Source organism: Rhizobium leguminosarum bv. viciae, from assembly GCF_012276115.1.
GTDB lineage: Bacteria > Pseudomonadota > Alphaproteobacteria > Rhizobiales > Rhizobiaceae > Rhizobium > Rhizobium leguminosarum_T.
Genome location: NZ_WIEU01000015.1, coordinates 21148 through 34387 on the forward strand (window position 1 = coordinate 21148; position 13240 = coordinate 34387).

Below are 13240 nucleotides of genomic sequence, written 5' to 3' on the forward strand. Positions count from 1 at the left end.
TTAAAAAATGGCCCTTAACCGGCCGGCTGGGAGGCAAATACCGGCAGATGTCGCAAACGCGACTGACATCGATATCAAGCAGCCGACCTCTTTGCGGAGTGGGTCTTTACGCCATGTCGCAATTGACGATAATCGCTTGGAGAGTCGGGCGATGTCATCGACCGGGATCGGCAGCTTGCGGCTTGCCGCATCCTGTCGTCAATTTCGAAGCCGATGTCGCATTACAACCAAGCGGCAGGCAAGCTCGGTGATTAAATGCATGAACAACTCTCCCCGAAGGAGAAGGAAGCGGGCGCGCTTCCGCCGGCCTTCTTGCCGGAACGGCAGCCGGATGCACGAGGACATGAAGATGGATATTCGCAGCAACGTTTTGCGTCAGCTCAAGAGCCGCCGTGAGGGCTTCAGCCTCGAGCAGCCGTTCTACATCGACGAGGATTATTTCCAGCTCGACATGGAGATGATCTATTATCGCGACTGGCTGTTCATCGGCCATGATTGCGAGCTGCCAAAGCCGGGCGCCTATTTCACCGTTCAGATCGGCAGCTATCCCGTCGTCATCGTCCGCGGCCGCGACAATGTCATCCGCGCTTTCCACAACAGCTGTCGCCATCGCGGCTCGCGCGTCTGCACCAAGGAGCATGGCTCCTCCGTGCGTCTCGTCTGCCCCTACCATCAGTGGACCTATGATCTCGAAGGCAAGCTCGCCTTCGCCCGCCACATGGGCGATGATTTCGACAAGACCGGCTTCAACCTGAAGCCCGTCCATTGCGAAATCGTCGCTGGCTATGTCTTCATCTGCCTTGCCAATGCCGCTCCGGATTTCCAGCCGGTGCGCGACAAGATCGAACCTTATGTCGCGCCGCACCGGATCAGCGAGAGCAAGGTCGCCTTCCAGAGCACGATCATCGAGAAGGGCAACTGGAAGCTTGTCTGGGAAAACAACCGCGAGTGCTATCACTGTGCCGCCAATCACCCCGAGCTCTGCCGCACCTATCCCGAAGCCCCGAGTGTCACCGGCACGGATGGCGGCGCCGACGATCCGGAGATCGCCGGCCATTGGGCGCGCTGCGAGGCGGCCGGCCTGCCGAGCAAGTTCCAGATTTCGCCGGACGGTCAGTTCCGCACCGCCCGCATGCCGCTGATCGAGGATGCCGAGAGCTACACCATGTCGGGCAAGAGCGCCGTCAAGCGCCCGCTCTCCGAGGATATCTCGATCAGCCACATCGGCACCATGCTGCTCTTCCATTATCCGACGACGTGGAACCACCTGCTCGGTGACCACGCCATCTCCTTCCGCGTGCTGCCGCTCAGCGCCAATGAGACGGCGGTGACGACCAAGTGGCTCGTCCACAAGGATGCCGTCGAAGGCGTGGATTATAATATCGAGGAACTGACCCACGTCTGGACCGAGACCAACGATCAGGATCGCCGCATCGTCGAGGAAAACGCCTTCGGCATCCGCTCGCCCGCCTATGAGCCAGGCCCCTATTCTTCCCTGCATGAGGGCGGCGTCATGCAGTTCCTCGAATGGTATTCGAATTTCATGGTGAACCGTCTGCAGGGCGACCAGGCGAAAATCTCGGCCGTTGCCTGAGAGCGTTTTGCCGCGCCGGTTAATCTCCGGTTCAGTTCAGACTCTTTAAAAGGGAGACAGCCGGCCCCGGCCGCTTCGGAACCATTCTGGCGCGAAAGCGTTGCTGGGCAAGCGGTGATCGCTGTCGAATGGGAGATGAGCAATGATAGGGCTGAGAAATAAGATCGCGACTGCAGTTCTGGCTGCCGCCGTGGTTCTGACGGGTTTTGTACCGTCGCAGGCAATCCAGATGCCCACCGCCCCGCAGGTGGAAAAATCCTCTGACGTCGAGAACGTCCAGTATCGCCGCTATTATCGCCCCGGTTACCGCCCGGGCTACCGACCTGGCTATCGTCCCGGCGCCTATTACCGGCCCGGTTATTACGGTGGCTATCGCGGCTATTCCTATTACCGCCCGGGCTATCGCCGCTATAATGGCTACTGGTATCCGCTCGCCGCCTTCGGCGCCGGCGCGGTCATCGGCGGCGCCATTGCCGCGCAGCCGCGTTACGTCGCACCTGCGCCCAGCATGGGTTCGAGCCACGTCGCCTGGTGCGCCAACCGCTACCGGTCCTATCGCGCCTACGACAACACGTTCCAGCCCTATAACGGCCCGCGCCAGCAGTGCTATTCGCCGTATTGAGGTCGGGTCTAGGAGACGCGCTACCCATCCGCTGCTTCGGGTGCTCCATCAGCCAGGCGCTTACCTCCCTCATTCCTGTGCTTGTCACAGGAATCCAGCGCACCCAAGTCCTTGGGTGCAAAAGACTCTTTTCGTTTGAGGTATCGGTTCATTCACCGCGCAGACGCGCGGTGGCTGGATTCCTGTGACGAGCACAGGAATAAGGGAGGGATAGGGGATGCCTCGCGGCAGCGGTGGCCTGCGAATGTGTCCCTCCGCCCAACTATCCTCCGTCGTGCCCGGGTTACGTCTCGATTCCCCACTTCTCCTCAGCGGGAGAAGTGGCGGAAGGCGCGGTGGGTCCGCCGGACGCACAGATTCACGGGCGTTCTGATCCCAGACCGCCCTGCGGTTTTGGCATGCCCGGCCGCCCTGCCTCAAAGAATATCCACCCGCCTCAGCAGCCACCAGGCAAGGGCAACGGAGGCGAGGATGAGGACGATGGCGTATTCCGTGCCGTAATCGCCGACGGAGAAGGGCAGGTTTGCCGTGTTCATGCCGAAGAAGCCCGTCACCAGGGTCGGCGGCAGCAGGAAGGCCGTCATGATCGACAGCAGATAGAGGTGACGGTTGGTTTCGGAGGATTGTTTCGAATCGATTTCTTCGTGCAGCAGGCGTGCCCGGTCCTGCAGCGCATAGATATCGTGGTCGACCGTTTCCAGCCGGCCCGTCAGCCGCCGTGCCACGTCGTCGAAGCCGAAGGGCATTTCGTCGTCGTCGGCCGCCGCCGCCCGGCGCATCAGCGCCAGCACGGTGCGCAGGTGCCGATGCAGCCTGACCACGGTGCGCCGCACCGGCGCCAGGCGCCGGCGTTCATCGCGTTGTGCGCTGTCGTAGACGATATCCTCGATCTGGTTCAGCTCTTCGGTGAGTTCGATGACGATCGCGATCAACGTACGCTGGAATTCGGTCACCAGCAGTTCGAACAGATCGACCGGCCGCGAGAATTTGCCCGGATTCTTCTCGATCAGGGCGCGTGCCCGTTCGACGCTGCGCAGCGGCTGCAGCCTTGTTGTGATGAGGAAGCGATCAGACATGGCGAAATGCAGCCAGCCGAGATTGTTGGTATCCTCAGCGAAATCGCGCTGGCAATCGACAAGCGTGCCATAAAGCATCTGCTCGTCGACGGTGATGGCCGCATGCGTATCCCGCGTCGTCAGGGCCGACTTCGCGTCCTCCGTCAGCCCCTCCAGCGTCTCAAGCAAGGCTGGCACGCGGGCGTCGACAAGGTTGAGGTGCAGCCAGTAGAAACAGTTATCGGCGGTCAGCTCCGCCACCGTCGCACCATTGTTCAGCCGCACCGCGGTCTTTTCATCCGGCGAGAAGCGATAGGCCCAGACGAAACCGGGTATGTTGACGGGCAATGTGTCCATTGTTCGCCGATCCTTTGCGAAGGCGAGGTCTTCCCTTAAAGTATGTCGCGCAAAAGTGTGCAGCGGTTTTGCGATAACGACATGCGTAAAAACAAAGATCTAAAGCGCGACGAGCGAATCTGAAAGATCGCGACGCGCTTTAGAGTTTGTTCATGACGTCCATTTGGCCGACGGTGCAAGCGCAAAGCGGCATATCAGGCAAATTATCGCATCGCCGCCGAGGAAATCGAAATTGACGTTTACGTAAAAATCAATTAGCCCTTGCCTCGGAGGGGCTTTGCCGCGCGCGAGGCCGGTCTGCGGAGGAAAAACCATGTACAAGGCGCCCGTCGAGGAAATTGCGTTCACGTTGAAGCATGTCGCCGGCATGGGCGAGGCGATTTCGAAAGGACTGCTCGGCGATCTCGGCGAGGATCTGGTCGACGCGATCCTCGCCGAGGCGGGACGTTTTGCCACAGAGGAAGTGGCGCCGCTTGCCGAAATCGGCGACCGCCAGGGCGCCCGTCTGGAGGGTGGCGAGGTCAGGCTGCCGGATGGCTGGCGTGATCTCTACCGCCATTGGATTGCCGGCGGCTGGAACGGCCTGACGGCGCCCGAGGCTTTCGGCGGCCAAGCCCTGCCGCATATGCTGAATGTCGCAGCACTTGAAATGTGGAATTCCGGTTCCATGGCCTTTGCGCTCGCCCCGACGCTGACGATGGGCGCTATCGAGGCCGTCAGCGCCCATGGCAGTGCTGCGCTAAAAGACACATATCTGGAAAAGCTGGTCTCCGGCGAATGGACCGGCACCATGAACCTGACGGAGCCGCATGCCGGCTCCGATCTCGGCGTGCTGAAAGCCCGCGCCGAGCGTCGCGATGACGGCAGCTACCGCCTTTTCGGCCAGAAGATCTTCATCACCTGGGGCGAACACGACGCGGCTGACAATATCATCCATCTGGTGCTGGCCCGCCTGCCGGATGCGCCGGCCGGCACACGCGGCATCTCGCTCTTCCTGGTGCCGAAATTCCTGGTAAACGACGATGGTTCGCTTGGCGCCCGCAACGATCTCTTCTGTCACTCGCTGGAGCACAAGCTCGGCATCCATGGTTCGCCGACCTGCACGATGATCTACGGCGACGGAAAATTCGGCGGTGAAAAGGGCGCTGTGGGCTGGCTGGTCGGCGAGGAGAACAAGGGGCTCGCCTGCATGTTCACGATGATGAACAATGCCCGCCTTGCCGTCGGCATGCAGGGCGTGGCGATCGCGGAGGCCGCCACCCAGAAGGCCATCGCTTATGCCCGGGAGCGTACGCAGGGCAGGGCGCCGGGTTCAAGCGTCGCCGGCATGAGCCCGATCGTCGAACATCCCGATGTCGCCCGCATGCTCCTCACCATGAAGGCGCTGACGCAAGGGGCGCGCGCCATCTCCTATGCCTGCGCCCATGCGATCGACATGTCCCATCGGGCAGGTGACACCAGTCGCCACTGGCAGGAGCGCGCCGCCCTTTTGACGCCGATTGCCAAATCCTTTTCGACCGATGCCGGCGTCGACGTCGCCTCGCTCGGCATTCAGGTGCATGGTGGCATGGGCTTCATCGAGGAGACGGGTGCGGCGCGTTATCTCCGCGATGCCCGCATCGCCCCGATCTACGAGGGCACCAACGGCATCCAGGCGATCGACCTCGTCACCCGCAAGCTGCCGCTCTCCGGCGGCGATCAGGTGAAGGGCTTCATCGCCGAGCTTAGAGAGATCGCCGATGGCGTCCGCCGCTCCAATCTCAATGGTTTCGGCGAGACCGCTGTGAGGCTCGACGCTGCGATCACCGATCTGGAACAGGCGACCGCCTGGCTGATAAAGACGCTTGCCGATGACAAGACCGCCGAGGCGCTCTCCGGTGCCACCCCCTATCAGCGCCTGTTCGGGCTGGTGCTCACCGGCTGTTATCTTGCCAAGGGCGGTCTCGCCGAGAGTGCCGATGGTGCGGCCCAAAACCGCATCGCGCTTTGCCGCTTCGCTGCCGAAAACCTGCTTGCCGAGACCGCAGCCCTGCGCGACCGGGTCGTCAATGGTGCGGCAAGCCTTGCTGCCGCCCGCATCCTGCTTGCCTGAGGAGACCTTATGACCGATCACATCATCGTCGAGCAGCCTTCCGCCCATCCAGGCGTGCAGCTGATCCGCTTCAACCGGCCGGAGAAGAAGAACGCCATCACCCGCGCCATGTACCGAACCATGGCCGATGCGCTGAACGCGGCCAACACGAACCCCGGCATCCGCGCAACCGCTTTGCTCGGCACCGAAGGCTGCTTCTCGGCCGGCAACGACCTGAACGATTTTCTCGCTGCCGCAATGGGCGGCCGCGGCTTGGAGCAGGAGATCCTTGATTTCCTCTATGCGCTGGTGAACGCCGAAAAACCCGTCGTCTCCGGCGTCGACGGCCTGGCGATCGGCATCGGCACGACGATCCATCTGCATTGCGACCTGACCGTCGCGTCCAGCCGCAGCCAGTTTCGCACACCTTTCGTCGATCTGGCGCTGGTGCCGGAGGCCGGTTCCAGCCTCGTCGCGCCGCGGCTGATGGGACATCAGCGCGCCTTCGCCATGCTTGCCGCCGGCGAAGCCTTTTCGGCCGAGGAGGCGAAGGAAGCCGGCCTGGTCTGGAAGGTCGTTGAGTCAGGCGAGGTCGATGCCATGACGCTTGGCCTCGCCGCAAAGCTCGCCGCCAAGCCGCCGGAGGCGCTGCGCATCGCCCGCGATCTCATTCGCGGCGATCGCGGCGAGATCATCGCCCGCATCGACGAGGAGGCCCGCTATTTCTCCGCGCGGCTGAAAAGTGCCGAGGCCCGGGCGGCCTTCGAAGCCTTCATGCGCCGCTGAGCGTCGCTTCGCGGCGATCTCGGTCAGCAGGCCGACCAACACCCGGAGCAAACGGATAGCGATTAGGCCGCCGGCACATCGAATACTTCGCCGGCCCTGAGCGGCCGGAACCGGTCCGGGGGAATATCATGCTCGCGCATTGCGTCTTGCAAGGCTCTTGCCGGCGCGTCGACCGCTTCATTTGTCAGTTGGAACGTGGCGAAGTGATGCCCGGCCACATAGGCCGCATTTGCCAACTTCATCCCGATCACTGCCTCCTGCGGATTCTGGTGCTGCCCTTTCATGAACCATCGCGGCTCGTAGGCGCCGAAGGGTAAAATGGCCAGGCGAAAGCCGCCATGCTTCTGCTGTGCCGCTTTGTAATTGATGCCTTGGTGAAAGCCCGTATCTCCGACGTGATAAATTTTTCCGGCAGGAGTCGACAAAACGAACGACGCCCAGAGTGCCATCCGGCGATCGGCGGTTCCGCGGGCGGACCAATGGTGGGCAGGCTCCGCATCAATGCTTATTCCGGCGTGCGAAATGCGCTCGCCCCAGTCCATCGATGTCGTCTCTATATCGGGCGCGGCACGGCGTATGATCGTGTCATTGCCGAGTGGCGTCACGACACGTGGCCGATGCTTCGCACTCAACCTCCTGAGCGTTGCGATATCGAGATGATCATAATGATTGTGCGACACCAGCACGAGATCGATTGGCGGCAAATCATCGAATGCGATGCCCGGTTGGACGACGCGCTTGGGTCCGGCAAAAGCCAAGGGACTCGCGCGCTCCGACCACACCGGGTCGGTGAGGATATTGAGCCCAGCGACCTGCACGAGCATTGTTGCATGACCAACCATGGTCACCCTGAGATCCTCGCCGTCGACGCGTGGATCTGGCTTGGCCGCAACGTACGGACTTGGGACCGACCTCGGCCAGCGCTCGCGGCCACCGCCCAATTGCCAGCGCAGCAGATCGCGGAAACCAAGGGGCTCAATACCTTCGGGATTGAAGAAATGCGTGCCGTCGAAATGATCGGACACTGGACCATTATAGTAGGGGTTGCGTTTTTTGGTCTTTCCGACAGGCACGCCTATTTCTCCAGCGTTGCCACCACCTCGACATGCGAGGTCCAGAGGAACTGGTCGATCGGCGTCACGCCGGTAATGCGGTAGCCGCCCTCGACGAGGATCGCGAGATCCCGCGCCAGCGTCAGCGGATTGCAGCTGACGGCCACGATCCTCTTTACGCCTGAGCGGGCAAGCTCCTGGCACTGGAACTCGGCACCGGCGCGCGGCGGATCGAAGACGACGGCGTCAAAGGGCTTGAATTCCTGCGTCATCAAAGGACGGCGGAAGAGATCGCGCTTTTCGACGGTGACCGGTTTCAGCCCTTGGGTGTTGCGGGCCGCATGATCGAGTGCGGCGAGCGCCTTTGCCTCGGCTTCGACGGCGTGCACGCGGCCGATCCGCGCCAGCCGCAGCGAAAACGTGCCGGAGCCGGCAAAGAGATCGGCGATCCGCTTCGCCTTGCCGGCATGGGCAATGACCAGCTCCGCCATCGCCTCTTCCGCGGGCTTGGTTGCCTGGGTGAAGCCGCCCGGCGGCGGTGAAACCTGGACGCCGCCGAATTCGACCATCGGCTTCGACGGCTCGACGAGGATTTCGCCGTTCAGCGAAACACGGGCGATGCCGCGCAGGCTGAGCGCGGTCTCGATCGCCTTGCGCCGCTGCGGATCGGAGAGTTTCTTCACCTCGTCGACTGATATGTCGAGGCCGGAAAGCGTTTCGAGCACGGCGACGCGGAAGGGTTCGGCGCTGATCGCGAGCGATGCAGCAATCGCCCTGATCGCCGGCAGCCGGGCGATGATCCCTGCCGACGAGATCGGACATTCTTCGATGGCGACGATATGGTGGCTTTCGGCCTGGTTGAAACCAACAAGCATGTCCTTTTCGGTCTTGCGCGCCGCAAAGACGAGACGCCGCCGTTCACCCGGCCGGGCCGGAACGATCTCGCCGACGTCAGGCGTCAGCCCCTTGGATTTCAGTGCGTCGATGACCAGCTGGCGCTTGAAGGCGCGGTAGGGCGCATCCGCCATATGCTGCAGCGTGCAGCCGCCGCAGGTGCCGTTGACGCCATCCAGCCCGAAATGCCGACAGGGCGGCTCCTGCCGGTCGGGCGAGGGCGTCGTGATCGACATGATCGTGCCCTGGCTCTTGACGCGGGCAATCGCCACCGTTTCTCCGGGCAGGGAAAAGGGTACATAAACAGGTCCGCCGGCGCTGCTGGCGATGCCGTCGCCCTGGGCGCCGAGCTTCTCGATCTTGACGGTTTCGGTGCTCACGGTTTCAATCCTGCCAGAAGAAATTCCTGATTGCCATCGCCGCCGGAAATCGGGGAGGGGATGAGGCCGAGGCTCTTCCAGCCCATATCCTCGATGAACCAGCGCTCCAGTTCCGCAGCAACGGTGGGAGCGGACGAGGGGTCCTTCAGCATCCCGCCCTTGCCGATCGCCTCGCGCCCGGCCTCGAACTGCGGCTTGACCAGCAGCACGGCGACAGCGCCGGGTTCGGCGATCTCAAGAGCCGGCGCGAGCGCCAGTCTCAGCGTGATGAAGGAGACGTCGGAAACGATAAAGGTGGCGGGATGGCCGATATCGTCTGCCGTCAGGTTGCGGGCGTTGAGGCCCTCCCTGTTCGTCACCCGCGGATCGCCTGATATGCGCGGATGCATCTGGCCATGGCCGACATCGATCGCGGTGACATGCGCGGCGCCGCGCTGCAGCAGCACCTCGGTGAAGCCGCCGGTGGAAGCACCGACATCAAGACAGTGATGGCCGGCGGGATCGAGCCGGAAATGGTCAAGTGCGGCGGCAAGCTTCAGTGCGGCGCGCGAGACATAGTCCTGCGCCGGATCGTCGATCTCGATTGCCGCGTCTGCGCTAAACAGCGCGCCGGCCTTCGTGACCACCTGGCCACCGATCCTGACGGTACCGCGCTGCACGGCGTCGCGGGCGCGTGAACGGCTGGCAAAGAGGCCGAGGGAGACGAGAAGCTGGTCGAGACGTTGAGTGTTTTGATCTGACATCGGCTGTGCATGACCGGCAAAGCCGCCGGTTGCAAGCATTTTGTTCCCCAGACCGTCATTGACCCTCGAAAGCTTTCGGCGATAATCCTGCCGCGGCGATCGCGGGGCGAGCCGCATGGGGGTGCTCTATGCTGAAGCTCTTCACTTTTCTAGTCGCCGCGGGGATCGCATCGCCCGCGCTGGCGAACGATACTCTGGCCGAGATCAAGACCGGCGGACTGATCTTTGCCCAATCGGACGATGTCAGCATGGCGCAAGAGGATCTCTTCATCTCCGCTTCGGAAGTGCGTGTCGACTACGTCTTCGAAAACAGCTCCGACAAGGACGTCGAGAGCCTGGTCGCCTTCCCGATGCCCGACATATCAGGTCAGGTGGACAACAATTCCGCCATTTCCGATTATGACAGCGACAATTTCCTGCATTTTTCCACCCAGCAGGATGGCAGGCCGATCACCGCCAAGCTGCAGCAGCGCGTCGTCTCTCTCGGCATCGACGTCACTGACGAGTTCGCCGAACAGGGCATTCCCGTTCTGCCCTATAGCCAGAAGACCACCGAGGCGCTGGCCAAGCTTCCCGAAACCGTCCGCAAGGACTGGATCGCCCGCGGCCTCGTTTATCCCATGGGCGCCGGCGACGCCGAGATTGATCTCGTGCCGCTCTGGACGCTGCGCTCGACCTATTGGTGGCGCACGACCTTTCCGGCAAAGAAGAAGGTCAGCGTAGCGCACCGTTACAAGCCGGCCGTCGGCGGCACCGTCGCCATCAGCTTTCTCGAAGGTGGCGAGCCGAAGGGGGAGCGCTTCGAGGAGTATTCCCGCAAATACTGCCTCGACGGCGACTTCGTCAGGGTTGCCCAGCAGCGTGCCCGGGAAGCCGAGACCGGCGGCGCCAACTATACCGAAAGCTGGATCTCCTATGTGCTGTCGACCGGCGCCAACTGGGCGGGGCCGATCAAGCGCTTCCAGCTGACGATCGACAAGGGCAAACCCGGCAGCCTCATCAGCTTTTGCGGCAGCAATGTCGAGAAGATCGGCCCGACGACCTTTCGTATGACATCAGAGGATTTCGATCCCTCAAAGGATTTAGACATCCTGATCCTCAATCCTCCGGAAACGGCACAATAATCCGCAGGTTTGGCCGCTGCTGCGCTGCACAAATTTAAACAAATTTAAAGCCTGCCCGGGTAGGGTCGGCGTGATTGCAGCGGTTCATTCGAGCCGCTCGGCGCCATGACGGCGCACGCGTTTCCACGCCGATCATGTTCTCAGATTCAAACATCCCGGCGGTTGCGTCTTGCGCAACCTGCCTCTCGCCGCGTCGACTGTCGTCAGGAGAAATCACCGATGTCCGCCAAAAACATATCCTTGAACGGTAAGCTTGCGGCCACGTTCGCAGCCCTCATTCTCATTTTCGTCGCCGTTTCCGCTTTCGTCTATTCCAAGGCGACGGCGTCCGCGGCAGCGTCTGCCGAGCAGGAAAAATCCGAGCTGCTCGTCAACCAGATCGACGATGCGCTGCAGGCGATGCTCGAACAGGCCGTCAACCTGCGCGGCTTCATCCTATTCCGCAGCGACAGCACCTATGGCGATGTCTTCGCCAACCGCGAGCGCATGCTGAAGGCGATTGCCGCCGCCAAACAGACGGCCGCCGGCGAGCCGCAGCTTGTCGAGATGATCGACGGCATGCAGAAGGCCGCCGATCTCTACTTCCATGAACTTGCCGAGCCGCAGACCAAGGCACGCAAGGAAACCGACATGCCGATCGCAGAGGTCGTCAAAATCGGCGTCAACGCCACCAAGGGCCAGCTCGACGGCTTCCGCCAGGCCTCCGCCAAGATCAAGGCCACCGCGCGGGAAAAGTCGAATGCGCTCGCCGCAATCCGGGCCGATGCCAACAGCCATCTGAAGACGACGCTCATTGCCGGCGGCATCGTCGCCTCGCTCGCCGCCGCCATGCTCGCCTGGCTGATGTCGCGCATCATCGTCCGTCCGGTCGTCGGCATGACGAGCGCCATGGATCGCCTCGCCGGCGGTCAGAACGACATCGAGGTTCCGGCAGTCGAGCGCGGCGACGAAATCGGCCGCATGGCCCAGTCCGTCCTGGTCTTCAAGCAGGCGGCGATTGAGAAGCTGCGCCTTGCCGGCGAAACCGACCGCATGCGTGATGACGCCGAGCGCCAGCGCCGGGCAGGCGACGAGCAGAAGGCGCGCGAGGAAGGCGAGATCCGCTATGCCATCGACGCTTTGGCGGGCGGCCTTGCCGAACTTGCCAATGGCGATATGGCCGGTCGTCTCCAGACGCCGTTCGCCTCGCAATATGACAGCCTGCGCAATGACTTCAACCATGCCGTCGAAAAGCTGCAGGCGGCGCTGCAATCGGTCGGCCGCAATGCCTCGGCGATCAATGCCGGCGCCGGCGAAATCCGCTCCGCCGCCGACGATCTGGCCCACCGCACCGAGCAGCAGGCTGCCGCCGTCGAACAGACCGCCGCAGCGCTCGAGGAAGTGACGACCACCGTCCGCGACAGCGCCAAGCGCGCCGAGGATGTCGGCAATCTCGTCGAGCGCGCCCGCCTCGGCGCCGAAAAGTCAGGCGAAGTCGTCCGCAAGGCCGTCTCCGCCATGCAGCAGATCGAGAAGTCCTCGGGCGAAATCTCAAACATCATCGGCGTCATCGACGACATCGCCTTCCAGACCAACCTTTTGGCTCTGAACGCAGGCGTTGAAGCCGCCCGCGCCGGCGATGCCGGCAAGGGCTTTGCGGTCGTCGCCCAGGAAGTGCGCGAGCTCGCCCAGCGCTCGGCGAAGGCCGCCAAGGAGATCAAAGCGCTGATCACCACCTCGGGCGAACAAGTCGTTGCCGGCGTCGGCCTCGTCGGCGAGACCGGCAAGGCGCTGGAGGTCATCGTCTCTGAGGTGCAGGAGATCAACCACCACGTCAGCGCCATCGTCACCGCCACGCGCGAACAGTCGATCGGCCTGCAGGAGATCAACACCGCCGTCAACAACATGGACCAGGGCACGCAGCAGAACGCCGCCATGGTCGAGGAGCAGACCGCAGCAAGCCATGCGCTCGCCCAGGAGGCAAACGCCCTCGAAGAATTGCTGCGTCAGTTCAAGCTCGGCCAGACGGCCCCGGCGCCGCGCGCAGCTGTTGCCGGCACGAGCTCCCGCCCGGTCGCCTCGCCGGCTCACGCCCTGACCCGCACCGTCGCCAAGGCCTTCGGTGGAAGACAGGCGAGCGCTGCGGCCGTGAAGGAAGACTGGACGGAGTTCTGAGAGAGCGCCCTTCGCAGGGACGTTAAATGAACAGGGCGGTGCAGTGATGCGCCGCCTTTTTTATTGGATGGACCGCTATGATAAGCACGAGAAACGAAACGTTATCCGCTGTTTCGACGGCGAGTTTGGCTGGGAAATCTCCTCACTCTCCGTCATCCTCGGCCTTGAGCCGAGGATCCATGCCCGCTGCTGGTGTGGAGGTCAGCGTAGATCCTCGGGTCAAGCCCGAGGATGACGGAGGATGGGGTGGCTCCTGGAGCAAGTATAGCGATGGGCAGAGTAGAATGAGGCTTTGCGCCTCCTGCCGGTCGTGCTCCTCAATCTTCTTAAGGACTCGAGTCCTGTCGGTGCCCGTAGGGTGAATAAGGGGGCTGACACAGCACACCTTCAAAGGGGCTACACGGCACA

The 13240-nt window shown here is 62.6% G+C and carries 10 protein-coding genes; 6 read left to right on the forward strand and 4 right to left on the reverse strand.

Going from position 1 to position 13240, the window contains the following annotated elements:
* Positions 1 to 349: 349 nt before the first annotated feature.
* Entirely contained in the window at positions 350 to 1594 is a 1245-nt protein-coding gene (locus GFM02_RS23405; RefSeq protein ID WP_168322939.1) for an aromatic ring-hydroxylating oxygenase subunit alpha, read from the forward strand.
* 142 nt (positions 1595 to 1736) lie between these two features.
* The gene (locus GFM02_RS23410; protein ID WP_168322940.1) at positions 1737 to 2216 is read left to right on the forward strand and encodes a BA14K family protein; all 480 of its coding nucleotides are present in this window, start codon (positions 1737 to 1739) and stop codon (positions 2214 to 2216) included.
* Positions 2217 to 2632: 416 nt separating this feature from the next.
* Here the strand turns inward: GFM02_RS23410 and GFM02_RS23415 are convergent, their stop codons facing one another.
* Positions 2633 to 3628, reverse strand: coding sequence for a transporter (locus GFM02_RS23415; RefSeq protein WP_168322941.1), 996 nt, complete (start codon positions 3626 to 3628; stop codon positions 2633 to 2635).
* A 313-nt stretch (positions 3629 to 3941) separates the two neighbouring features.
* Here GFM02_RS23415 and GFM02_RS23420 point away from each other — a divergent pair, with 313 nt between their 5' ends.
* Both GFM02_RS23420 and GFM02_RS23425 read left to right on the forward strand, forming a co-directional pair.
* Positions 3942 to 5720 carry an acyl-CoA dehydrogenase gene (locus GFM02_RS23420; RefSeq protein WP_168322942.1) on the forward strand — a complete coding sequence of 593 codons (1779 nt, stop codon included), beginning with the start codon at positions 3942 to 3944 and terminating at the stop codon, positions 5718 to 5720.
* A 9-nt stretch (positions 5721 to 5729) separates the two neighbouring features.
* Positions 5730 to 6485, forward strand: a complete 756-nt coding sequence (locus GFM02_RS23425; protein WP_020048716.1) for a crotonase/enoyl-CoA hydratase family protein — start codon at positions 5730 to 5732, stop codon at positions 6483 to 6485.
* Between the two features lie 62 nt (positions 6486 to 6547).
* Here the strand turns inward: GFM02_RS23425 and GFM02_RS23430 are convergent, their stop codons facing one another.
* The 3 genes from GFM02_RS23430 to GFM02_RS23440 are packed head-to-tail and all read right to left on the reverse strand — an operon-like array spanning position 6548 to position 9593.
* Complete coding sequence (locus GFM02_RS23430) at positions 6548 to 7558, reverse strand: MBL fold metallo-hydrolase (protein WP_168322943.1); 1011 nt, start codon at positions 7556 to 7558, stop codon at positions 6548 to 6550.
* Positions 7559 to 7560: 2 nt separating this feature from the next.
* The gene (locus tag GFM02_RS23435) at positions 7561 to 8811 is read right to left on the reverse strand and encodes an RsmD family RNA methyltransferase (RefSeq protein ID WP_168322944.1); all 1251 of its coding nucleotides are present in this window, start codon (positions 8809 to 8811) and stop codon (positions 7561 to 7563) included.
* Positions 8808 to 9593 (reverse strand): TlyA family RNA methyltransferase, encoded by a 786-nt coding sequence (locus GFM02_RS23440; protein ID WP_205930431.1) that lies wholly within the window; start codon positions 9591 to 9593, stop codon positions 8808 to 8810. The genes GFM02_RS23435 and GFM02_RS23440 overlap by 4 nt, the downstream gene beginning before the upstream one ends.
* 89 nt (positions 9594 to 9682) lie before the next feature.
* Between GFM02_RS23440 and GFM02_RS23445 the strand changes: the two genes are divergently transcribed.
* Complete coding sequence (locus GFM02_RS23445) at positions 9683 to 10678, forward strand: DUF4424 domain-containing protein (RefSeq protein ID WP_168322945.1); 996 nt, start codon at positions 9683 to 9685, stop codon at positions 10676 to 10678.
* Between the two features lie 219 nt (positions 10679 to 10897).
* Entirely contained in the window at positions 10898 to 12832 is a 1935-nt protein-coding gene (locus tag GFM02_RS23450) for a methyl-accepting chemotaxis protein (protein WP_168322946.1), read from the forward strand.
* Positions 12833 to 13240: the final 408 nt, after the last annotated feature.